Below are 22,060 nucleotides of genomic sequence, written 5' to 3' on the forward strand. Positions count from 1 at the left end.
ACCCGCCCGGACCCTGGCAAGCTACTCCACCACCTCCAGCACCAGCTCTATCGTCATCAGCACGGGATTGTCGCCGCGGACCAGGCGGCCTTCGGCGATGCCGCCGGTGTAGTCGATCAGGGCGACGTCGAGCGCGGCTTCGAGCGCACCGGAAGCTCCCGGCACGATCGCGCCGGACGTTATTGCCAGCTCAGTCGCGAACGGCTCGGTCACGCCGCCATGGGTGAAGCGTGCCCCGATGGTGGAGCCGACGCCGCCGTGGATCCTGGCGCGCGCAATTCCATGCGCGCGACAAAACGCTTCGAGGCAACCCGCAAAGTCTTGGTTCGGCCGCAGCCGCAGCGCGAAGGCGCGACGCGTCGTTCGCGCGCCGGTGCTCGCAGCGGCCAGCGGCCCGAACAGCTTGAAATTGGTCTCGGGATCAGGCTCCGCCGTGAACATCGCACCGTCGAGACCGAAGGCTTCGACCTCGAACGGCTCGGCGACGACAGTCTCGTCCGGCAACATGTGGCCGCCGCTCGTCTTGCCGTCAGCCTCGGTCCAGAGCCCGTGACAATGAAAGAACGGCGCGCCGTCGCGCATGCCCAGCGTCATGCTGCCGAGCCTCACGCGCGTCACGCCCTCGGGCCGGAACGTATCGCTGTAGAACGCCGCGTTCTCGCCGGTCTTCGACAGCGCCGGCATCACATAGCCGAACGGCCTAAGCGCGCCCGCGCCAAAATTGAGCACGCCGCCGGTAAAACCTTCCGCGGCAAGACCGCGGCGCGCGGCTTCCAGCAGCGGCAGGCCGGCTTGAAGCGTGAAAGCGAAGGCACGCCCCCTCGCCTCCACCCATTGGATACGTTCTGCGCCAGGTGCGCCCGGCTGCTTGATGACGCGCATGACGCCGGCTCAACCTGCCTTCGTGTTGTCGAGATCGAGCAGGCCGCGCGCCTCGAGCTCGTCGCGCACCATGCGCTTCGGCACCTTGCCGTAGCCGGATTTCGGCAGCGCCTCCCAGAAGAAGAACCGCTTCGGCATCTTGTAGCGCGGCACCTTCGGCGACAGGAACGCCGCCATCTCGGCTTCGCTCACGGCCTTCGCGCCCTCGCGCGCGACGCAGACGGCAACGCCGACCTCGCCCCAGGTCGCATCGGGCACACCCAGCACGGCGACCTCGCCGACCGCGGGATGGGTCAGGATCTTCTCCTCGATCTCGCGCGGATAGATGTTGGAGCCGCCGGAGATGTACATGTCGGAGGCCCGTCCGGTGATGTAGACAAAACCCTCCTCGTCAATGTGGCCGAGATCGCCGGTGCGGAACCAGCCGTTGCGGAACGCCTTCGCATTGGCTTCGGCGTTGTCGTAATAGCCGGCGAACACGGCGGGCCCGATCACGCAGATCTCGCCGCTCTGGTTGGCCTTGAGCTCCCGGCCCTCGTCGTCCTGGATCGAGACCTGCATGCCGGTGCGCTCGAAGCCGCAAGTGCCGATCTTCGCGTGCGGGCCGTCCTCGGGATCGTGCAGCGCGGCCGGCAGCACCGTGATGTTGCCGGTGACCTCGCCCAGGCCGAAATACTGCACGATCACCTGGCCGAGCTTCTTCAGCGCCGCCTTCTGGTCCTCGCGATACATCGGCGCGCCCGCATAGATGACCTGGCGCAGCGAGGAATGATCGTATTTGTCGGCAGCGGGATGCTCGACCATCATCTTCAGGATCGTCGGCACCGTGAAGAGATTGCTGACGCGATGCGTCTCGATCAGGCGGAACGCCTCGTTGATGTCGAATTTCTCGGTCGGCAGCAGCACGGTGCGCGCGCCGCGCGCGGTCTGCATCAGCTGATGCACGCCGGCACCATGCGACAACGGCGCCACCACCAGCGAGGCATCCTGCTCGGTGGTGCCGGGCGTCAGATCGGCGAGATGATTGGTGACGACGAATCCCATCTGGCCGTGGGTCAGCACGGCCGCCTTGGAGCGGCCGGTGGTGCCGGAGGTGAAGAAGAACCAGCAGGGATCGTCGTGCTCGACGGCAACGTTGTCCACGGCAGCGCCCGCATGCGAGGCGATGGCGTCGGCCACCGAGCGCGCGCCGAACGCCGCGTTGCCGTCGACGCTCCAGGTGAATTCCAGTGCGCCGCCCTTCACCGCCGCGGCGTGATCGGGAAAATCGACGTGGCACAGGAACGCCTTCGCGCCGGAGGCCTCGGCGAGATAGGCGACCTCATCCGGCATCAGGCGGAAATTGGTGGGGACCCAGACCGCGCCGATCCGGAACGCGGCGAACATCGAAAAGAACATCTCGTCGCCATTCTTGGAATGGACGAGGATGCGGTCGCCCTTGGCAATGCCGCGCGCGGCGAGCGCAGCCGCCAGCGCCGAGACCTGCACATCGATCTCGCGCCAGGTCCAGTATTTGTCACCCCAGACGAAGCCGGGGCGCGATCCATGCCGCCGCGCATTCTGGGTCAGCATATAAGCGAGATTCATGACGCGGCGGGACATGCGCAGGGGTTGCATCGGGCTTCCTCTTCGACGACGGGCGGCAAGCGGGCTGCCCGCTCATTGCAGCCCATTTATCGCCATCGCCAGCGCCCCCGCAAGGCCGCCGGATCCACGGCTCCCCTAGGGCTGCTTGAACGCGAACGGCGTCGCCGTGATGGCCTTCTGCTTGACGCAGGTCTGCGGACCAAAGCCGCCGCAGAAGCTGCCATGCAGATCGAAGCGGACCGTGCGCGCGGCGCCGCGCTTCACCGACGGGGCCATGATCTTGTAGCGGAGGACGTAGCCGTCGAATACTTCACGCATGCTGCCGTCCGGCAGCGTCACCAGGATCTTCATGACACAGCCGCCGGTTCCACAATAGGTCGTCTCCCGATCGCCGCATTTGGTCTCCTGGAAGTCGACGATGTAGTCCTCACGGCCATCGCCGGTCAGGTCGATCTTTCGGACAGTCTCGGGCGCGAAGGTCACGGCGCCGCCCTCCTGGCTGTCGCATTCCTCGTTGGCGAAGCGCACCGCCTTCTGCACGCCGGGCGGATAGTCGGCCGGATTGAACGGCCTTGCCTCGTCGGCGCGAGCCGCGGAGGCAAACAGAGCAAGCATGAGGACCAGGTATCGCATTGGCGTTGGTCGCAGCCACGACCGCAATCGTTCAGGGAATTTTAAACATGATCGGCGCACCCTTCATCCGTCTCCGCCGACAGAGTGCATGTCATGATCAAAGCGCCCGCCACCCTCCTGCTCACGCTGGCGCTCGCCGGATGCGCCGTGGGCCCGCAAGCACAGCTGGCTTCAGGTCCTACCCTCAAGCCTGCGCGCTACGCCTGGGATGGCGCCGGCGAGGATCCCAATCAGCCCCGTTCTGCCCCGCGGGTGACGCGCGCCGCGGCAGCATCCGAGCGCAACCCGTCGCAAGCCGGCCTTGCGCCCTATTCGAAGGAGTGGTGGCAGGCGCAGGACGGCATCGAGGCCGAGCAGGACGCCAGGGTCAACCGCTCCCTCGTCATCTGCCAGGGGTGCCTTCGCCCGCAGCCGCAGCCCGAGGATTCCAGACTGGCCAAAGCGACCGATTGAGCCGATCGCTCTCAGCCACGGAAACCGGATGAGCCGACCGCGCGTTACGGCTTCGCGCGCGAGGCTCACAGCTGGAGAGATCGACGACATGAGCAACGTCATCAACAACAAGGACCATCACCGCTACGAGCTCGCGATGGACGGCCATCTTGCGACCGAGCATTACAAGCTCGACGGCGACGTGATCACTTTCGAGCATACCGACGTGCCGAAGGAACTCGGTGGCAAGGGCGTCGGCTCGAGGCTGGTGCAAGGCGCGCTCGACCACGTCCGTGCCGACGGATTGAAGCTGATCCCGCAATGCCCGTTCGTGAAGGCGTGGATCGAGAAGCACCCGGACTATGCAGATCTCGTGACGAGATAAGGACGCAGGCCGCCGCTCGCTTCCGGCGGATCCGCCGAGATCAGCGGCCTATTGGCCGTGCTTGAGCATGTCCTGGTCGTTCATATCCCAGTCCTGCCACAGCTGGAGTATGCCGAGCAGTACCACCGCCGCACCGAGGCTCGTGTGGTAGATGCGGAGAAAGCCTTCACCGGAATATCCGATCACGTATGGCGAGGCGATGAGCCATAGTCCGACCAGGATCGTCGTGACCTCCTGCCAGCGCTGCAAGGCGACATATTCGAGCTGGCTGATGCCAAACACGACCAGACCGATCGCGATCGTATTCAGGATCGCCGTCTGGTGTCCGGCGATCGCCGGTTCCTGGACAGGAAACCACGGCGAAGCGACGATCGCCGCCCCGAGCAGCATCCCGCACCAGTCTTCCCATGTTCGATGAGTCTTCAGAAAACCAGAGTCCGACATCGTACCCTCCTGCAAAGAGGCATACGTCGGCGGCCGGTGACCATGACACTCCGAATGCCTAACGACCCTGCCGGCCGCATTCGGGCGTATGTCCTGTCGAGGACGTGGGAACCGAAATTTGCCTTGCAAGAGCAATATCGAACAATATTTGCGGTCAATGCATCATGCTCGCATAGCGAGACTTTCCTACCGCACCGCGGGGCACACGTTTGCAGATATCTCCCCTGCAGCCATCTCCCTTGGTCTGGCCTTGGCAAGGGTGGGCGCCGTCTCTTAGATCAGAAGGCAATCTGCACTTTGGAAGGATTTCGCATGGCGGCCTCGGTACGCGACAACAAGGACAGAAGCCGCTTCGAGCTCGATGTCGGCAGCGAGATTGCCTTCGCCAATTATCGGCTGACCCCGTCGGCCGTGATCATCACCCACACCGAGACGCCACGCGCGCTGCGCGGCCGCGGCATCGCCTCCGAGCTGGTCAAGGGCGCGCTCGACTTGATACGCCGCGACGGCCGGAAGGTGATCGCCGGCTGCGGCTTCGTCGTCGACTATCTCGAGAGACATCCGGAGGATGCGGATCTCTTGGCCTGACATCTCGGCCTGAAATATCTTGGCCTGAACGCAAAAGGGCCCGCGAGATCGCGGGCCCTTGGCGCTACGACCTGGCGATCGGTCAGTGCTTGATCTCCGGCGGCAGCTTGCCGCCATTGGCGGCGAGCTTGGACATCACCTGCTTGTGCAGCCAGACGTTCATGCTCGCCGAGTCGTTCATGTCGCCGGTGTAGCCCAGCTCCTTGGCGAGATCCTTGCGCGCAGCAAGGCTGGAGTCGATGTCGAGCGACTTCATGAGGTCGACGATGGAGGTGCGCCATTCCAGCTTCTCGCCCTTGTGCGCAGCTGCCGCCTTGTCGACGATCGCGGCGACATCGACAGCCGCCATGGGTGCGGCGGCCGGTGCCGATGTGCCGGGTGCGCTGCTTGCCGGTGCACTGCTTGCGGGTGCGCTGCCGGCAGGCGCCGCGCTAGCTGGCTGGCTGCCGAAGATCGCGCCCATGATTTTCCCGAAAATGCTCATGTCTGCTCCCCAAAAAGGATGCGTTGGAAGGGCCTTGAGTGGCACTTATAGACGAAGATACGTCGTGGCGCCCGCGAAGTTCCGCGAGCCACCACGAAGCATCAGCTTATCTGCGGCGAAATGACGACCGAATGACATCGTCGAGGTTGCACTGCGTCATCGAATTTCCCCCAAGCTGAGGGACAGGACTCGGAATTGGGAGTACGCTGACCGCTCAGCTCGCGATGCCGTCCGGAATTCGCGTCTGGTCGGAATCGCGATAGTTCAAAGAAAGCGGCCGCTTGCGCCGTTGCCGGCGCGGGATCAGCTGCGCGGCAAGGGAGCTAGCGACCATGGCCACACTCTACCAGGGCAATGTCCCCACGATGGCCCAGCCCGCGGAAGCGGCTGGACCGGTGATCCGAACCATCCAATTGTCCGACCTGCACGATGCGCTGAAGCGCGGCTGGGAGGATTTCAAGGCCGTTCCGAGCCACGCCATCCTCCTCTGCGTGATCTATCCGGTGCTTGGCGTCGTGCTCGCGCGCGTGGTGATGGGTTATTCGGTGCTGCCCCTGCTGTTTCCGCTGGCCGCGGGCTTTGCGCTGATCGGCCCCTTCGCGGCACTCGGCCTCTATGAACTCTCCAGCCGGCGCGAACGCCATGAAGAGGCGACGGCATGGGACGCCATGGAGGTGCTGCGCTCACCCTCGTTCGGCGCGATGCTCGGCCTCGGCACGCTGCTGCTCGCTCTGTTCGTGACCTGGGTTGCGACCGCGCAGGCGATCTACGTCACGGCATTCGGCTACGAGGGCGTGACCGGCATCTCGGACTTCATGACGCGCGTTCTGACGACTGAGCAGGGCTGGTGGCTGATCGTGGTCGGCTGCGGCACCGGCTTCCTGTTCGCGCTCGCCGCGCTCTGCATCAGCGCCGTGTCCTTTCCGCTGATGCTGGACCGTCATGCCGGTGCCTTCGAAGCAATGACGACGTCGCTGCGCGTCGTCGCGAAGAACCCGGTGCCGATGGCGGCCTGGGGCCTGATCGTCGCGGTGCTGCTGGCGCTCGGCACGATCCCGGCCTTCCTCGGTCTTGCCGTGGTCATCCCCCTGCTCGGCCATGCCACCTGGCATCTCTACCGCAAGGTGATCGAGTCAGATCCGGGCGCGCGCCCGGTGCCGCCTCCGCCGCATCGGCCGCGCAAGCCGGCCGCGGACTTTCCCGCCAACCTCTTCCCGTGGCGAAACAACACGGATGCCTGACGATATCGTGGGTGTGAGACCCTGCCCGGTTCGGACAGGGTCTCACGCTGTCACACGCCTTGCTTTGGCCGCGGTTACAATCGAGATTGCCTCTGCCGGTCAGATCACCTCACGGAATTCATTTCATCTGATGACCCCGACGATTTCTCGTCTCGCTCTCGCAGCCTTCGCCCTCTCCGCGTCAATCCTGTCAGCCCAGCCGGCGCCCGCCGCCGCTGTTGCCTGCGGCTCGGGCAATTTCGACGCCTGGCTTGCGGACTTCAAAACCGACGCCGCCGCCAAAGGCATCTCGCAGCAGGCCATTGCCGCGGGGCTCACCGGCGTGACGCTCGACCCGACCGTGCTCAACCGCGACCGCTCGCAGAAGGTCTTTACCCAGAGCTTCGAGGAATTTTCCGGCCGCATGGTGCCGCCGCGCCTGCAGCGCGGCTCCAACATGATGAAGCAATACGGCTCGGTGCTGTCGCGCATCGAGCAGGCCTACGGCGTCCCAAGTGAAGTGCTGGTCGCAATCTGGGGGCTCGAGACCGATTACGGCGTCAACACCGGGAAATTCGCGACCATCCGCTCGCTGGCGACGCTGGCCTATGACTGCCGGCGCTCCGAGCAATTTCGTGCCGAGCTGCTGGATGCCCTGCGCATCGTCCAGCGTGGCGATCTTGCGCCTGCCGACATGAAGGGCGCCTGGGCCGGCGAGCTCGGCCAGACCCAGTTCATGCCGTCGTCCTGGATGAAATACGCCGTCGATTTCGACGGCAACGGCAAGCGCGATCTCCTGCACAACGCACCCGACGTGCTCGCCTCCACCGCCAATTATCTCGCCGGCTATGGCTGGCAGCGCGGCAAGGATTGGCAGCCCGGTGGTCCGAACTTCACAGTGCTCCAGCAGTGGAACAAGAGCGAGGTCTATTCCAAGACCGTCGCCTCGTTCGCCGCCCAGCTGGCGCGCGCCCCTTAATCCCTCGGACAAAAGAGAGGGCCGATCGCGAGGCGACCGGCCCTCTCGGTGCGTCGACTTCTGGACGTGCCTATTTGGCCGTGGTGGCCTGCATCGCCTTGTTCAAATGCGTGCCGCAGGAACCCATCTTGCCGTTGAGCAGGGAATCCTGCGCGGCCGCGATCTCCTTCTGCGCGACGAACTTGCTGTCGCCGTCGGCCATATTCTCGATTGCGGTCTCCGTCTTCTCCAGATTGGCCGAGCTGCAGCCGCCCGCGGCGCGCTTGGCGGCCTGGGCCGGCGCGACGGCGAGGGCAGCGACGGCAGCGATTGCGATAACCCCGAGTAACTTCGTCATGACGTTACCTTCCTTCTTGTCCTTGGACAGACCAGCGACATTGCCGGATTCTGCGGCATGACTTTTCTCCGGGCGCGGCAACTTGCCGCAATAAATTCCTCGCGAGAATTGCGTGATGTTGCGCTTGGCGCAGAGCGGCATGCGAAAATTCTGATTTTCATTACATGTGCGTAATGAGCCCTGCACGCTGGGCGTGTGTGCACCGCAATGAGGTGAGATTTTCCCGTTGTGGGAGCTAATTGCCTTCGCGAGCCCGCCCGTATCGTCAGATCCGTAGAGCGCATGGGTGCGAATCGGCAGCAGGTCAATGTGAACTAATATTCACTCTTACAGGTTCCACAAGCATGCAGTTCGCGCATAAGTGATTTGGGTTGAGGCGCTGGGCCACCTCCCTTGGCGATGGATCCAACGAGACGTATATCTCAGGGCGAGAAAGCTGCGATTTCTCCTATAAGCCCGTGAATTCACGGGCATTTATGACGCACTCACTCGCATTCTGCCTGTTGCTTGAGCGGGAGCGCTCTCGGGTTAATCGTGAGTTACCGACGCTATGCATTCTTCGCCTAGCTGCATCGCAACATCGGAACTTTCGCACTGCACCACTCTCACCTATATTCATTTCAACGATGAGGCCCGAGCAAGGGCTGAATCGAACTACAGGAGACTACCAATGCTGCTCTCGCTCATCCGCATGATCCACGCTTTCCGGGACTATCAGCGCAATGTTGCCGAGCTGTCCCAGCTCAGCGATCGCGAATTGGCCGACATCGGCCTCGATCGTTCGGACATCCCGCGCGTTGCCGCCGGCCAGTATCAGGGCTGATATCGTTCAGCCCTCACCGGACGAACCGATAGCGCCCGCCTCGTGCGGGCGTTGTCGCATCTAGGGGCAGAAAACTCGATCTCGGCGATTCCACTCATCGCCGAAAAGCGCTACCTGTCCGCCCCATGACAGGACCCCAACCCAACATCGTGCACGTGATCGGTGCCGGCCTTGCCGGTTCCGAAGCCGCGTGGCAGGTGGCGAAATCCGGCGTGCCCGTGGTGCTGCACGAGATGCGGCCGACCCGCATGACCGAGGCGCACCGCACCGACGGGCTTGCCGAGCTCGTCTGCTCCAATTCGTTCCGCTCCGACGACGCCGCCAACAATGCTGTCGGCCTGCTCCATGCGGAGATGCGCCGACTCGACTCGCTGATCATGCGCGCCGCCGACGGCAACCAGGTGCCCGCCGGCGGTGCCCTCGCCGTCGACCGCGAGGGCTTCTCTGCGGCCGTCACCAAAGCGCTCAACGACCATCCCCTGATCGAGATCGCACGCGGCGAGATCGCCGGCCTGCCGCCGGCCGACTGGAGCAACGTCATCGTCGCGACCGGCCCCCTCACCTCTGCGCCGCTGGCCGATGCCATCCGCGAACTGACCGACGAGAACGCGCTGGCCTTCTTCGACGCGATTGCACCGATCGTGCACCGCGAGTCCATCGACATGTCGGTGGCCTGGTTCCAGTCGCGCTACGACAAGGTCGGCCCCGGCGGCAACGGTGCCGATTACATCAACTGCCCCATGACCAAGGAGCAGTATGACGGCTTCGTCGCGGCGCTGGTCGCGGGCGAGAAGACCGAGTTCAAGGAGTGGGAGACCAACACGCCCTATTTCGACGGCTGCCTGCCGATCGAGGTGATGGCGGAGCGCGGTCCGGAGACGCTGCGCCACGGCCCGATGAAGCCGGTGGGCCTGACCAATCCGCATGATCCCGCGACGAAAGCATATGCGATCGTGCAGCTGCGCCAGGACAACAAGCTCGGCACGCTCTACAACATCGTCGGCTTCCAGACGAAGCTGAAATACGGCGAGCAGCAGCGCATCTTCCGCACGATTCCCGGGCTGGAGAAGGCCGAATTCGCCCGCCTTGGCGGCCTGCATCGCAACACATTCCTCAATTCGCCAAAGCTGCTCGACGGCCAGTTGCGCCTGCGCGCGCAGCCGCGGCTGCGCTTTGCCGGTCAGATGACGGGCTGCGAGGGCTATGTCGAATCTGCCAGCGTCGGCCTGATCGCCGGGCTCTATGCAGCCGCCGATGCGCGCGGTGAAACGCTGGCGAGCCCGCCCGGCACGACGGCACTGGGTTCGCTGCTCGGCCACATCACCGGCGGCCATATCGAGACCATCGAGCCGGGCACGCGCTCGTTCCAGCCGATGAACATCAATTTCGGCCTGTTTCCCCCGCTCGCGACCGTGCCGACCAAGAAGCCCGACGGCACACGGCTGCGCGGCAACGAGAAGACGGTGGCCAAGAAGCAGGCGATGAGCGCACGCGCGCTCGCCGATCTCGATCGCTGGATCGTCGATCACCTGCGCATTGCCGCAGCGGCGTGAGTTTTCGATGAGCCTCCCCAAAGACGACGCCGCGGCACTCCGGGCGCGCTGGACCGAGGGCGTGCTGCTCAAGCGCGACGTGTTCTCGACTGTCGAGCGCGGCCGCTTTCGCGACGACAACGGCGAAGTCGATGCGGTTCTGCGGCGGCTCGACGAGGTGCCGTGGTGGTCGTTCCTGCTGGCCCGCCATCTGTTCGCTCGCGAGAAGCATGCGCTTGCGCTCGCCAAAGGCCTCGATGTCGGGCCGGAGCTGCTATGGGCCGGCCGCCGCGCGCTGGTGCGCGGCTTCGTCGACGGCGTCGCGCTGCATCTGGCCAAGCCGCATGGCGACCTTGCCTATTTCCGCTCGGCCAAGGCCGCCCTGCGCCGGTTGCGTCGGGCCGGCATCTGCCACAACGATCTCGCCAAGGAGCAGAACTGGCTGGTCGGCCGCGACGGCCGCGCTTACGTCACCGACTTCCAGCTCGCGGCCTGCTTCGCGCGGCGCGGCCGGCTCTATCGTATCCTCGCCTATGAAGACCTCCGGCACCTGCTCAAGCACAAGCGCTCCTACGCACCCGAGGCGCTGACGCCGCGCGAGCGAAAGATCCTGGCGAAGAAGTCGTTCGCAGCGAGCCTGTGGCTCGCCACGGGCAAGAAGGTCTACCGCGCCATCACCCGCGGCCTGTTCAACTTCACCGACCGTGAGGGCGGCGGCCGCCGCCTCGTCAACGACGCGCCGGTGCTGGCGGAACTGATCCGCAAGAACCCGGCCGTGCGCGATACCGCCATCGTGGCCTTCGCCGACCGCCGTTCCGGAGTCGGGCTCTACGCCTTCGTCGAAGCCGATCAGGCGGCGCTCGAAGGCGAGCTCCGCAACCAGCTCGCGGCCGCCAGAGGCCCGAAGCCGCCGGAACACATCCAGGTCGTGCACGCGCTGCCGCGCGATACCAGCGGCAAGCCGCGCACCGAGATCCTGCAACTGGTCGCCATGAACCAGCTCGACCTGATCGAGCCGATGATGAAGAACGACCAGGACCGCGCCTTCCTCAAGGACATCCTCGAGCAGCGCAAGAACCTGCGTGACCGCTTCAATTTCGAGGCGGACCTGCCGGCCGGCTAGCACCGCCGGTTGCGCCTTGAAGCGTCCACATTGACGATAGAGAAGCTGGGATCATCAGGACTTGGCGGGATAATGGGCACTCGGGGGATGACGATGCATCGCGCGGCTGGCGTCCTGATCGCCGGCCTGTTTTTACTTGCGGCCGCGCCCGCCATGGCCGAGTCCCCGGCCGAGCAGATCTCGAGCTTCCGCCTCAAGCACGGGGAGATCCGCGTCGTCCGCGATTCAACCCTCGAACGCATTGCCATGGACCAGGCGAAAGCGATGGCGGCGAAGGACGACCTCAGCCATGACGCGCTCGGCCCGTTCAACAAGCGCGTCGCGCCGGCCGGCGCGGGCCGCGCCGCCGAGAACATCGCCTACGGCTACGACAATTTCGAGAAGACGCTGGGCCAGTGGATCGACTCGTCCGGGCACCGCAAGAACCTGTTGCTGCACAACGCCTCTCGCGTCGGTATCGCCAGCGCGAAAAACGCCAGCGGCAAGCGTACCTATTGGGCGATGGTGATCGCCGGCGATTACGAACCGAAGGGCAAGGGCAAAGGCAAGAAAGACCAGGAGCCGCTGGTTGCAGTGAAGCGCGAGGCCGCGCCCGCAAGCAAGCCCAAATCCGAGTCCAAGCCGAAATCCAGCAGTTGCCATGTCAAGCTGCTTGGCCTCTGCATCTGAGCTGGCCGCCGCACGAAAGAGCGCATCGCCCATGAACGACCTTCGCTCGGAGTACGAACGGAAGGTGCAGATGCTCCCCGACATGGCCAGGGAGATGCGGCGCCGCGGAGTTGAGGCCGAAACCATCGCGCGAGCGGTTCATGCCGAGCGCCTCGCGATCGCCAAGGCCTTCAAGAACATCACGCCGGAGCCGCTGCGGACAAGAATTCAGGCACGAACCATTGCCCAATATGGCGATGCGGCCGGGCCTTCCATCGATTGGCTCCGCACGGCCGGGAAGAGCTGGGATGAGATCATCGACAGCGCCTCCCGGCCCGGCTCGTTGCCAGACTGAACGGTTGCGCCCTACCGCGTGGGCTCCGCCAGATCCTTGGCTTTCAGATCGCGCGGCAACACCGTCAGCAGCAGCACGGCGCAGACCACGCACAGGCCGCCGATGACATAGAGCGCCGGCGTCGTGCTGCCGGTCATATCCTTGACCGATCCGACCATCACCGGGCTGACGATGCCACCGACCTGCCCCAGCGTGTTGATGAGCGCGATTCCGCTCGCCGCTCCAGCGCCCGCGAGGATCTTCGGAGGCAGCGTCCAGAAGGTTGGAATGGCCGCGACCACGCCGGCGCCGAGGATGGCAAGCGCACCGACCAGCGTGACGATATTCCGGTCGAATGCACCGGAGGCGAAGAAGCCCACGGCTGCAGCCAGAACCAGGGCCGCGACAAACTTCGGGCGTTCGCCCGACGCATCCGACAGGCGGCCCACAATGATCATGCAGAAGGCGCCGCAGATATAGGGTACGGCGGTCAGGAAGCCGATCGCAGCCGCGCTGCCTCCGCCGGCCGCCTTGATCAGGTCAGGCGCCCAAAAATTGAGACCGTAGGACGCGATCTGGATCAGGAAGTAGATGAACCCGAGCAGCAACACGCCGGGCATGAGCAACGAGCGCCATGCCGAATGCTCGCCAATCTCGCTCTTCTGGCGATCGAGTTGCACAGAGATCAGCCGCCGCTCGTCGTCACTCAGCCATTCGGCCTGCTCGATCCCGTCGTCGAAGCGCAGCAGCACGACGAAGCCAAGAGCAACGCACGGAATGCCGCCGGCCAGGAACAACCATTGCCAGCCGGCAAGACCGTGCAGCCCATTCAGATAGTTGAGGATGAGACCGGCGATCGGCGCGCCGATGATCCCCGAGAATGCCGTCGCAAGAAAGAACACGGACGTCATGCGGCCGCGATGCGACTTTGGAAACCAGAGCGTCAGATAGTAGAGAATGCCGGGCGCAAATCCCGCCTCCATCGCGCCAATCACGAAGCGCAGCGCATAAAACTGCCATTCGCTGTGAACGAAGATCATGGCAGCGGTCGCCAGCCCCCAGGAGATCATGATGCGGGCGATCCAGCGCCGCGCGCCGAAGCGATAGAGCAGCATGTTGCTCGGCACTTCCAAAAGGACGTAGCCGACGACGAACAGGCTGGCACCAAATCCATAGGCCGTGTTGCTGAGACCAAGGTCGGCCTGCAGCGCGGCCTTGGCGAAGCTGATGTTGACGCGATCGAAGAACGCGAAGAAGTAGCAGACGATGATCAGCGGCATCAGCCGCCATGCGATCTTCTTGATGACCTGGTGCTCTGTGAGTCCAGTATCGAGGTCGGCAGTCGCCGCCGTGGCAATCGTCATTGTTTCCTCCATTTTGTTTTGAGATTTGGTGGCAGTCGCTCAGCCCGAGCGCCGCAAACGTTCGGGTATGGGATGCAGATCGAGGGGACGCCCGGCCTTGGCGACCTGCCCCGGCACCTCGTGTCCGACCAGCCCGGGCAATCGAAACGAGAGATCGATCAAGCGCTGCAGATCGAGACCGGTCCTGCGGCCAATCTCGTGGCAGAGATTGACGAGATCCTCGGTGCAGACATTGCCGGTCGCGCCCGGCGCAAACGGACATCCACCGAGGCCGCCCAGCGCGGCATCGAAGCGGCGTGCGCCCGTGTCATAGGCCGCAAGGACATTGACCAGTCCGAGGCCGCGCGTGTTGTGGAAGTGAAGCGTGAGCATGTCTGCAGGGAGCAGCATCAAGACTGCGGCCACCAGCTGCGCGACCTGATTGGGATTGGCCATGCCCGTGGTGTCGGCGAGCGTGACGCCGTCTGCGCCAAGATCGAGATAGCGCTTGACGATATCCGCCACCTTTTCGAGCGGCTGCATGCCTTCGAACGGACAGCCGAACGCGGTCGCGATCGTCGCATTGACCAGAGCGCCGCCTGCATGGGCCGGCTTCACGATCTCGGCAAGCGACGCCAGCGATTGCGCGTGCGTCATGTTCATGTTGGCGCGGTTGTGCGTCTCGCTCGCCGACATCACGAAATTGAGCTCATCGGCACGCGCCGCCAGCGCGAGCTCAGCACCTTTCCGGTTCGGGACGAGCGCCGTGTAGATCGTTCCGGGGCGGCGCTCGATACCGGCGAACACATCCGCCGCATCTCGCAGTGACGGAACGGCTGCCGGCGAGACAAACGACGAGACCTCGATGCGGCTGAAGCCGATCGCGGAAAGCGAATTGACCAGCCGTATCTTCTCGCAGGTTTCAACCCATTGCGCTTCGATCTGAAGGCCGTCGCGCGGGGCGACTTCCTGGATCATGATATCGGGGGGCGTTGCCATCATTGCACCGCTCCCCTTCGACGCAGCTGCGCGATCTCGCCCGCCTTCATGCCGAGGCTGATCAGCACCTCGTCGGTGTGCTGTCCGAGCGTCGGACCGGACCATTTGACCGAGCCAGGCGTGTCGGAGAGCTTTGGCGCAATGCCCGGCATCTTCACGGTGACATCGCCCGGCAGCTCGGTTGGCAGGATCATGTCGCGGGCGGCGTAGTGGGGGTCGTCGACGATATCGGCAACCGAATAGATCCGGCCTGCGGGAATATCGGCCGCATCGAGGCGCACGAGGATTTCGTCCATCGTCCGCGGCGAGGTCCATGCGCTGATGGCGGCATCGAGCAAGGCGTTGCTGCGGACCCGTCCGTCATTGCTGGCGAACGCCGGATCGTCGGCAAGATCCGGCCGGCCGACCACCTGCATCAGCCGCTTGAAGATCGCATCGCTGTTGCCGGCGATGACCACGTGGCGACCATCGGAGCTGGGATATGTGTTGGAGGGGCTGATGCCGGGAAGAGCCCCGCCGGAGCGCGTGCGGACATGCCCCATGAGGTCATACTCAGGAACCAGGCTCTCCATCAGATTGAACACGCTCTCGTAGAGCGAGACGTCGACGACCTGCCCCCGCCCCTGCCCGGTCTTGACGCGGAGCAGCGACATCAGCGCGCCGATCACGCCATGGAGCGAGGCGAGACTGTCGCCGATACTGATGCCGACCCGTGCCGGCGGGCTGTCCGGGTCGCCCGTCGTGAAGCGCAGGCCGCCCATGGCTTCGCCGATCGCACCGAACCCGGAGCGGTCACGATAGGGACCGGTTTGCCCGTAGCCGGAGATGCGCACGAGAGTGAGATTGGGGTTGAGCTTCGACAGTACATCCCAGCCGAGGCCGAGCTTCTCGAGGTTTCCAGGCTTGAAGTTCTCGATCACGACATCAGCCTGCGCGGCCAGGCGCAGCGCCACGTCGCGCCCCTCGTGCGATTTGAGGTCGATCGCGATCGACTTCTTGTTGCGCGATTGCAGGTACCACCAGAGCGACGTGCCCTGATGCAGCTTGCGCCATGTACGCAAGGGATCGCCGCTACCAGGCTGCTCGATCTTGATGACTTCGGCGCCGAACTCGGCGAACAGCCGCGCAGCAAACGGCGCAGCGATCAATGTTCCGAGTTCAACGACTCGTATTCCGGATAATGGCCCGTCCACGTCTAGCGCTCCTCGATCGTCTTTGATCGTGGTGTCGCCGAACGCAGGGGCTTAAGTCCAATATCCCTTGGCGAACACGCGTTCGCGGATGACGAACGCCATGAAGGGCGGCATCAGTGAGGTCTGCTGCCTGGCGTTCGCAGATGATCGAGCATCAACTGGCTCGTCGCCGACAAGCCCGCGGGATCTCTGGCGACAAGTACGAGCTCGCGATCGGCCCAGTCCTCATTCAATTCGACGGCCGTGAGGTTCATGCCGTGACTGAGCACCTCGAACGCACGGTCGGGAATGAGGCCGATGCCCATGCCGGCCTGCACCATCCGGCACACCGCGTCGAAACCCGGAACATGGACCCGCAAGCGGATCGACTTGCCGATCTGCTGCGCGGTGTACTGCGAGCGGAGATAAATCGAGCTCGTTGCAAACAAACCGACATGGTCGTAGTCGAGCGTGTCGGCGAACGAAACGTCACCTGCCGACGCAAGCGGATGATCGGACCGCACCACGATGACAAGGCGGTCGCGACGATAGGAAAACCGCTCCAGCCCGCGGGTCGAGACGTCCGCCGAGCAGATGCCAATCTCGGCCACCCCCTCCTCGACGCCGCGAACGACGTCGGCGCTGGGGCGTTCCTGCAGATCGAGGCGCACCAGCTCATGCGAGCGGAAAAAGCCGGGCAGGTCGTCCGGCAGGAACTCGACGATTGACGACAAATTGGCCAGCATCCGGACATGCCCGCGCACGCCCCGCGCATGCTCGGCCATGTCGACCGCGATCTTCTCGACGTTGAGCAGCGTCACCCGCGCGTGATGCAGCAACGACTCGCCGGCCGGCGTCAGGGCCATTCCGTTCGGCTGCCGCTCGAACAGCGCGACCTCGAGCACCTCCTCAAGGTCATGCATGCGCTTGCTGACGGCCGACGGCGCGATCGCCTCCCGCTGCGAGGCGCGCGTCAAATTACCCTCTTCGCAGATGGCGATGAACAAACGCAGGGTCGTGAGATCGATCCGCCTCGCGATGTTGATCTTGGGTGCCCCGCTCATTGAGCGCGACGATTGCATTTTCTCATGCATGGCCGGTTTCCAGGCCGGGAGAATATCGCGTTCGAGTTCGCAGAGTTTCTCAAAATAGCGCGAGCGCGGCGCTCGGATTGGAATCTGATACCAACGACCTGCAAGGATCGCGCAGTTTATTCCAAGATGAGCGTCGTGCCTTCAACCTTGCCCGTGGCCCTCATCGCGTCTACTTCTAGAAACGTAGCCAGATGGTGGAGGCAACCTTGATTGATATCGACCAAATTCGTGCCGATACGCCTGCGACCTCCCGGCTGGCGTATCTCCACAATGCCGGCGCTGCTCTCATGCCGATGCCCGTTGCCAGCGCGATGAAGCGGCATATCGATCTCGAGAGCGAGATCGGAGGTTATGCCGCCGCCGACCGCGAGGCCGCCCGGCTCGACACGGTCTACGGCTCGGTCGCACGGCTGCTCAACGCCGCGTCGGACGAGATTGCCCTTGTGGAGAACGCGACGGTTGCCTGGCAGATGGCGTTTTATTCGCTTCCGTTGACCCAGGGCGATCGCATCCTGACCGCGGAGGCAGAGTACGCGGCAAACTATGTCGCGTTTCTTCAGGTCGCCAATCGTACAGGCGCGACCATCGATGTCGTGCCGAGCGACGCGACTGGCGAGCTCGACGTCGGCGCACTCGAACGCATGATCGACGAGCGTGTGAAGCTGATCGCCATCACCTGGGTTCCGACCAATGGCGGGCTGGTCAATCCCGCAGCGGCCGTCGGCAGGATCGCACGGGCACATGGCATTCCCTATCTGCTCGACGCTTGCCAAGCGGTGGGCCAGATGGCGGTCGACGTCGAGGCTATCGGCTGCGACATGCTGTCGGCCACGGGTCGCAAATTCCTGCGCGGTCCGCGTGGCACCGGCTTTCTCTATGTCCGCCGGGCACAGTTGCAACAGCTCGAGCCGCCGATGATCGATCACTTCGCCGCGCCCTGGGTCGCGCGGGATTCCTATCAGCTGCGGGACGACGCCCGACGGTTCGAGACCTGGGAGAACAACTATGCGGCCAGGCTTGGCCTGGGCGCTGCCATCGACTACGCGCTCGACATTGGAATGGACCCGATTGAGCAACGCTGCCGACTGCTTGCGGACCGCCTTCGCAGCGGCCTTGCCTCCGTTCGCGGCGTCACCATCCGCGATCTCGGCCGCGCGCCGGGCGCCATCATCAGCTTCACGGTGGAGGGATTCGACGCGGACGCCATCGTCAGCAGTGCCGCAGCGGCCGGCATCACCATCGGCGCCTCGGATCCGGCCAGCACCCGCATCGACGCCGAGATGCGCTCGCTGCCGCCGCTCGTGCGTGCCTCCCCGCACTACTACAACACGGAAGCCGAGATCGACAGGCTGATCGGGCACCTCGCAAACCTGGCTCCCCGATAGCGCCCGAGCCGCTTACGTGCAGCGCGCGCTCAATCCGGATGCGCTGAGCCTTGCCATTACCTCGTCGAGATGGGCGCTGTCGCGGGTCTCGATGACCAGTTGCAGCAGCGTCGCCTTCGCCGGCAGGTCGGAGAAGGTGCGCTGGTGCGAGACCTCGATGATGTTGGCCCCGGCTTCGGCCAAAAGCGCCGCCACGGCGGCGAGCTGCCCGGGCCGGTCGGGGATATCAAGCGACAGCTGCGTCAGCCGCCCCTCACGGGCCAGCTCGCGCGTGAGGACGGATGCGATCAGTCTGGTGTCGATATTGCCGCCGCTCAAGACCAGGCCGACTTTCTGGCCGGCAAAGCGGGACGGATCGGACATCAGCGCGGCAAGGCCCGCGGCGCCGGCGCCTTCCACCACCGTTTTCTCGATCGAGATCAGGGTCGCCACCGCGCGCTCGAGCTCGGCTTCGTTGACGAGCGCAATGTCGTCGACGAGGCGGCGGATGATTTCGGTGGTGATCTTGCCCGGTGATTTGACTGCGATGCCTTCGGCCAGCGTATCGCCGCGCGCTGGCAGATTCCCGTCATGGATGGCATTGTACATCGAGGGATAGAGCCAGGCCTCGACGCCCAACATCCGCAGCGAGGGCTTGATCGATTTCGCCGCAATGGCGGTGCCGCTGATCAGCCCGCCGCCGCCGATCGGCACGACCAGCGTGTCGAGCTCCGGCACGGCCTTCAGCATCTCCAGCCCGACGGTGCCCTGCCCCGCGATGACGAGCGGATCGTCATAAGGATGGACGAAGATCATGCCGCGGTCTTCGCCGCGACTGCGCGCGAACGCGGCCGCCTCCTCCAGCGTCGCGCCGGTGACCACCACCTCCGCGCCATGATGCCGGGTGTTCTCGACCTTCACCATGGGCGTGCCGACCGGCATGACGATGGTCGCGGGAATGCCGAGCCGCTTGGCGTGATAGGCGACACCCTGCGCGTGGTTGCCGGCCGACATCGCGATGACGCCGCGCGCACGCTCCTCCGGCGTCAGAGCGGTGAGCCGATTGAGGGCGCCGCGCTCCTTGAACGAGGAGGTGAACTGGAGGTTCTCGAATTTGAGCCAGATATCGCAGCCGCAGATGTTGCTCAGCGTGCGGCTGTAGCTGCAGGGCGTCTCGACGACGGCGCCCCGGATGGTCTCGGCGGCCGCGTGAATGTCACTGGGTGCGACCGCAAGGCCGCTGAGATCGGAGGACGTGCTTTGGGACAAGTCAGCCATGGGACAGCATAGAGCATTTGCCCGGACCGGGCGACAAGCCAACCGCTATTTGGTAAATTCCCGCGAACGTGAAGCCCGCCACAGCGCCCACAATGTCCGCAGCCGCGACTCTGGCTGCGGCACAAACGGATTGCGCCCGGGTTGCGACAGGCGCTTGAGGTCGGCCCGCACCTGGCTCAGCGGCAGGAAGGCAGGTCGCACGGATGCCGGCACGTCCGCCAATAGCGACAGCGCCGTGGACAGATGCTGCTGCGCCTCGCCCGCAAGCTGCTCCAGCGCAGCTCGCAGGCCCGGTGTCTCCTTGCCGGCGAACACATCCTCCATGCCGCAATTGTGGTTCGCCAGCACCTGCTGCGGCAGGAACAATTGCCGATGTGCCACATCGCGCGGCAGGTTGGCCATGACCTGAACGATGCCCTGCGCCAGCCCGGCATGGCGGGCGAGATGCTCGACCGCTTCCGATGGCGGCGCCAAGACCTGCGCCGCCAGAGCGAACAACGCAGACGAGGTCGCCGCGAGATAACCTTCCAGCGCCGCCATGGTCGGCATCGGATCGTTGTAGAGATCGAACTGGTGCTCCTCGGCGAGCAGCGACAGCGGCTCGACCGGCAGGCCGTAATCCCGGATCGTGCGCAAGAGCTCCGCCGCCACCGGATTGCCCTCGGCGCTGCCATGAACCTGGCCTGACAGCATGTCGGTCCACCATTGCAAGCGAATTTCGCCGGGCAAGGGCTGGCTCACCTGGTCGCGAACACGCACGATCTCGACATTGAAGGCATAAAGCGCCAGCAACGCGCGGCGCTCGGCGGCAGGCACGAACAATGTCGCGACATAACGCGGAAAGTCGTGGCTGCGCACGAGATCGGCGCAGAAGGCAACCGAGTCCGGCGGCGACGCGGTGCTGCTCATGGCACCGCGATCAGCGCGGCGGCGACGCGGCGCCGCTCACCGATCATGATGTTGTAGGTGCGCACGGCCGGGCCGGTCTGCATCGTATCCAGCACCACCCTCACCGCCTTCAAGGCCTGCCGCAGTTCCGGCGGCGGCAGCCAGACGCCGGTTCCGGTGCCGACCAGGAGCGTGTCGATGCTGTTGGCGGCCGCGAAAACCCGATCCAGCGAGTAGCGATCGATCTTCTGCGGATCGTTCACGTCCCAGGCCCAGATCGCGTCGGGCAGGCACAGCAGCGATCCCCGGTGCGACATGCCCGCAAAGGCGAAGCCGCCTTTGCCATAGGCCTCGATCGGCGCCGAGCGCGGAAAATGCGGTGCGTTGGGATCGCCAGCCATGAGTTTCGTCCGAATGGGCTTACTGCCCTCGCAAACGCCTGCGAGGGCATGCGGTTCGGATCATGCCTTGCTTTTCTTCGCCGGCGTATCCGTATCGGGCGCATCTTCGCGATGCTCGCCGACGCCGAGATAGATCAGAATCGGCGCCGCGATGAAGATCGAGGTGTAGGTGCCGACCAGCACCACGCCGAACATCATCACCGCGGTGAAGCTGTGGATGGCGTGACCGCCGAACAGCAACAGCGCGAGCAGGGCCAGCGTGACCGTGACGTGGGTGATGATCGAGCGCGACAGTGTCGAGTTGATGGACTCGTTGAGAAGCTGCGGCATCGGCATCTTCTTGTAGCGCCGCAGCATTTCACGGATGCGGTCGTAGATGACGACAGTGTCGTTGAGCGAATAGCCGAGAATGGTCAGCAGCGCGGCGATGCTGGTCAGGTCGAAATCGACCTGGCTGATCGACATGAAGCCGATGGTCAGCACGATGTCGTGCACGTTGGCGATCATGGCGCCGAGCGCGAACTGCCATTCGAACCGGAACCAGAGATACATCAGGATTCCGACGATCGCGAGCATCAGGCCGAGCATGCCGAAGGCCAGCAATTCGCCGGAGACGCGCGGGCCGACCACCTCGACGCGGCGATATTCGACGGAATCGCCGAGCGCGGTGCGAACCTTCTGCACCGCCTCCTGCTGGGCGGCGTCGCCGCCCGGCTGCTCGGCAACGCGGATCAGGACGTTCTCGGGTCCACCGAACTGCTGCAACTGCACTTCGCCGAGGCGCAAGGCATCGAGCGTCGTACGCATCGCAGCGATGTCGGCGGCGCCCGACTTCGCCTTGACCTCCAGCAGCGTGCCGCCGCGGAAGTCGATGCCGAAATTCAGGCCATGGGTGAAGAACAACACGATCGCGACGATCGACAGCGCGGCCGAGATCGGAAAGCTGATGCGACGGAACCGCGTGAAGTCGAAATGCGTATCGTCAGGGACGATGCGCAGCGATGGCAGCAGGCCGAGGGCCGAGACCACGGTGAGGATGGCAATGAAGACGCCGAGCCCGATAAGAACGGTGTGAGTCACGATCAGGCTC

25 protein-coding genes are annotated in these 22,060 nt (G+C 64.6%); 11 read left to right on the forward strand and 14 right to left on the reverse strand.

The window, feature by feature from the left end; genetic code table 11:
* Window positions 1–21: 21 nt before the first annotated feature.
* The 3 genes from HAP40_RS20540 to HAP40_RS20550 all read right to left on the reverse strand — a co-directional run bounded on the left by HAP40_RS20540 (window position 22) and on the right by HAP40_RS20550 (window position 3,084).
* Complete coding sequence (locus HAP40_RS20540) at window positions 22–882, reverse strand: PCC domain-containing protein (RefSeq protein ID WP_166816111.1); 861 nt, start codon at window positions 880–882, stop codon at window positions 22–24.
* Window positions 883–891: 9 nt separating this feature from the next.
* A complete protein-coding gene (locus tag HAP40_RS20545) occupies window positions 892–2,499 on the reverse strand; it encodes an acyl-CoA synthetase (RefSeq protein WP_166816110.1) in 1,608 nt (535 codons plus the stop codon).
* 105 nt (window positions 2,500–2,604) lie between these two features.
* The gene (locus HAP40_RS20550) at window positions 2,605–3,084 is read right to left on the reverse strand and encodes a hypothetical protein (protein ID WP_246741068.1); all 480 of its coding nucleotides are present in this window, start codon (window positions 3,082–3,084) and stop codon (window positions 2,605–2,607) included.
* 111 nt (window positions 3,085–3,195) lie between these two features.
* On the opposite strand from HAP40_RS20550, the gene HAP40_RS20555 reads away from it, so the two are divergent.
* Both HAP40_RS20555 and HAP40_RS20560 read left to right on the forward strand, forming a co-directional pair.
* Window positions 3,196–3,555 (forward strand): hypothetical protein, encoded by a 360-nt coding sequence (locus HAP40_RS20555; RefSeq protein ID WP_166816108.1) that lies wholly within the window; start codon window positions 3,196–3,198, stop codon window positions 3,553–3,555.
* 88 nt (window positions 3,556–3,643) lie between these two features.
* Entirely contained in the window at window positions 3,644–3,919 is a 276-nt protein-coding gene (locus HAP40_RS20560) for a GNAT family N-acetyltransferase (RefSeq protein ID WP_166816107.1), read from the forward strand.
* Between the two features lie 48 nt (window positions 3,920–3,967).
* Here HAP40_RS20560 and HAP40_RS20565 read toward each other — a convergent pair whose 3' ends face one another.
* Complete coding sequence (locus HAP40_RS20565) at window positions 3,968–4,363, reverse strand: SPW repeat protein (RefSeq protein WP_166816106.1); 396 nt, start codon at window positions 4,361–4,363, stop codon at window positions 3,968–3,970.
* Between the two features lie 312 nt (window positions 4,364–4,675).
* Between HAP40_RS20565 and HAP40_RS20570 the strand changes: the two genes are divergently transcribed.
* Window positions 4,676–4,951 carry a GNAT family N-acetyltransferase gene (locus HAP40_RS20570; RefSeq protein ID WP_166816105.1) on the forward strand — a complete coding sequence of 92 codons (276 nt, stop codon included), beginning with the start codon at window positions 4,676–4,678 and terminating at the stop codon, window positions 4,949–4,951.
* An 82-nt stretch (window positions 4,952–5,033) separates the two neighbouring features.
* Here the strand turns inward: HAP40_RS20570 and HAP40_RS20575 are convergent, their stop codons facing one another.
* Window positions 5,034–5,435, reverse strand: coding sequence for a DUF3597 domain-containing protein (locus HAP40_RS20575; protein WP_166816104.1), 402 nt, complete (start codon window positions 5,433–5,435; stop codon window positions 5,034–5,036).
* Window positions 5,436–5,767: 332 nt separating this feature from the next.
* Here HAP40_RS20575 and HAP40_RS20580 point away from each other — a divergent pair, with 332 nt between their 5' ends.
* On the forward strand, window positions 5,768–6,676 hold the full coding sequence (locus HAP40_RS20580; RefSeq protein ID WP_166816103.1) for a DUF2189 domain-containing protein: 909 nt from the start codon (window positions 5,768–5,770) through the stop codon (window positions 6,674–6,676).
* A 130-nt stretch (window positions 6,677–6,806) separates the two neighbouring features.
* Window positions 6,807–7,634, forward strand: coding sequence for a lytic murein transglycosylase (locus HAP40_RS20585; protein WP_166816102.1), 828 nt, complete (start codon window positions 6,807–6,809; stop codon window positions 7,632–7,634).
* Between the two features lie 70 nt (window positions 7,635–7,704).
* Here the strand turns inward: HAP40_RS20585 and HAP40_RS20590 are convergent, their stop codons facing one another.
* The gene (locus tag HAP40_RS20590) at window positions 7,705–7,971 is read right to left on the reverse strand and encodes a hypothetical protein (protein WP_166816101.1); all 267 of its coding nucleotides are present in this window, start codon (window positions 7,969–7,971) and stop codon (window positions 7,705–7,707) included.
* Between the two features lie 670 nt (window positions 7,972–8,641).
* Between HAP40_RS20590 and HAP40_RS20595 the strand changes: the two genes are divergently transcribed.
* From HAP40_RS20595 to HAP40_RS20615, 5 genes are all read left to right on the forward strand, one after another.
* Complete coding sequence (locus tag HAP40_RS20595; RefSeq protein ID WP_140979519.1) at window positions 8,642–8,794, forward strand: DUF1127 domain-containing protein; 153 nt, start codon at window positions 8,642–8,644, stop codon at window positions 8,792–8,794.
* 125 nt (window positions 8,795–8,919) lie between these two features.
* Complete coding sequence (gene trmFO / locus HAP40_RS20600; RefSeq protein ID WP_166816100.1) at window positions 8,920–10,347, forward strand: methylenetetrahydrofolate--tRNA-(uracil(54)-C(5))-methyltransferase (FADH(2)-oxidizing) TrmFO; 1,428 nt, start codon at window positions 8,920–8,922, stop codon at window positions 10,345–10,347.
* Window positions 10,348–10,354: 7 nt separating this feature from the next.
* A complete protein-coding gene (locus HAP40_RS20605; RefSeq protein WP_166816099.1) occupies window positions 10,355–11,449 on the forward strand; it encodes an AMP-binding enzyme in 1,095 nt (364 codons plus the stop codon).
* Between the two features lie 93 nt (window positions 11,450–11,542).
* Window positions 11,543–12,118, forward strand: a complete 576-nt coding sequence (locus HAP40_RS20610) for a CAP domain-containing protein (RefSeq protein WP_166816098.1) — start codon at window positions 11,543–11,545, stop codon at window positions 12,116–12,118.
* 31 nt (window positions 12,119–12,149) lie between these two features.
* Window positions 12,150–12,452, forward strand: coding sequence for a cell wall-binding protein (locus tag HAP40_RS20615; protein ID WP_166816097.1), 303 nt, complete (start codon window positions 12,150–12,152; stop codon window positions 12,450–12,452).
* Window positions 12,453–12,463: 11 nt separating this feature from the next.
* Here HAP40_RS20615 and HAP40_RS20620 read toward each other — a convergent pair whose 3' ends face one another.
* The 4 genes from HAP40_RS20620 to HAP40_RS20635 all read right to left on the reverse strand — a co-directional run bounded on the left by HAP40_RS20620 (window position 12,464) and on the right by HAP40_RS20635 (window position 17,039).
* Window positions 12,464–13,795, reverse strand: coding sequence for an MFS transporter (locus HAP40_RS20620; protein ID WP_166816096.1), 1,332 nt, complete (start codon window positions 13,793–13,795; stop codon window positions 12,464–12,466).
* Between the two features lie 39 nt (window positions 13,796–13,834).
* Window positions 13,835–14,776: a hydroxymethylglutaryl-CoA lyase gene (locus tag HAP40_RS20625; protein WP_166816095.1), complete on the reverse strand. Its 942-nt coding sequence runs from the start codon at window positions 14,774–14,776 to the stop codon at window positions 13,835–13,837.
* Complete coding sequence (locus HAP40_RS20630; protein WP_166816094.1) at window positions 14,773–15,966, reverse strand: CaiB/BaiF CoA transferase family protein; 1,194 nt, start codon at window positions 15,964–15,966, stop codon at window positions 14,773–14,775. Before HAP40_RS20630 ends, HAP40_RS20625 begins: the two co-directional genes overlap by 4 nt.
* 113 nt (window positions 15,967–16,079) lie before the next feature.
* Window positions 16,080–17,039: a LysR family transcriptional regulator gene (locus tag HAP40_RS20635; RefSeq protein ID WP_334270702.1), complete on the reverse strand. Its 960-nt coding sequence runs from the start codon at window positions 17,037–17,039 to the stop codon at window positions 16,080–16,082.
* A gap of 206 nt (window positions 17,040–17,245) precedes the next feature.
* Between HAP40_RS20635 and HAP40_RS20640 the strand changes: the two genes are divergently transcribed.
* Window positions 17,246–18,424, forward strand: coding sequence for an aminotransferase class V-fold PLP-dependent enzyme (locus HAP40_RS20640; RefSeq protein ID WP_166816093.1), 1,179 nt, complete (start codon window positions 17,246–17,248; stop codon window positions 18,422–18,424).
* Between the two features lie 12 nt (window positions 18,425–18,436).
* Here HAP40_RS20640 and HAP40_RS20645 read toward each other — a convergent pair whose 3' ends face one another.
* The 4 genes from HAP40_RS20645 to secF are packed head-to-tail and all read right to left on the reverse strand — an operon-like array spanning window position 18,437 to window position 22,050.
* Window positions 18,437–19,681 (reverse strand): threonine ammonia-lyase, encoded by a 1,245-nt coding sequence (locus tag HAP40_RS20645; RefSeq protein ID WP_166816092.1) that lies wholly within the window; start codon window positions 19,679–19,681, stop codon window positions 18,437–18,439.
* 45 nt (window positions 19,682–19,726) lie between these two features.
* Complete coding sequence (locus tag HAP40_RS20650) at window positions 19,727–20,590, reverse strand: phytoene/squalene synthase family protein (protein WP_166816091.1); 864 nt, start codon at window positions 20,588–20,590, stop codon at window positions 19,727–19,729.
* Window positions 20,587–20,970, reverse strand: a complete 384-nt coding sequence (locus HAP40_RS20655; protein WP_166816090.1) for an Mth938-like domain-containing protein — start codon at window positions 20,968–20,970, stop codon at window positions 20,587–20,589. Before HAP40_RS20655 ends, HAP40_RS20650 begins: the two co-directional genes overlap by 4 nt.
* A gap of 60 nt (window positions 20,971–21,030) precedes the next feature.
* On the reverse strand, window positions 21,031–22,050 hold the full coding sequence (gene secF / locus HAP40_RS20660; protein WP_166816089.1) for a protein translocase subunit SecF: 1,020 nt from the start codon (window positions 22,048–22,050) through the stop codon (window positions 21,031–21,033).
* Between the last annotated feature and the right edge of the window lie 10 nt (window positions 22,051–22,060).

Source organism: Bradyrhizobium sp. 1(2017), assembly GCF_011602485.2.
Classification (GTDB): Bacteria; Pseudomonadota; Alphaproteobacteria; order Rhizobiales; family Xanthobacteraceae; genus Bradyrhizobium.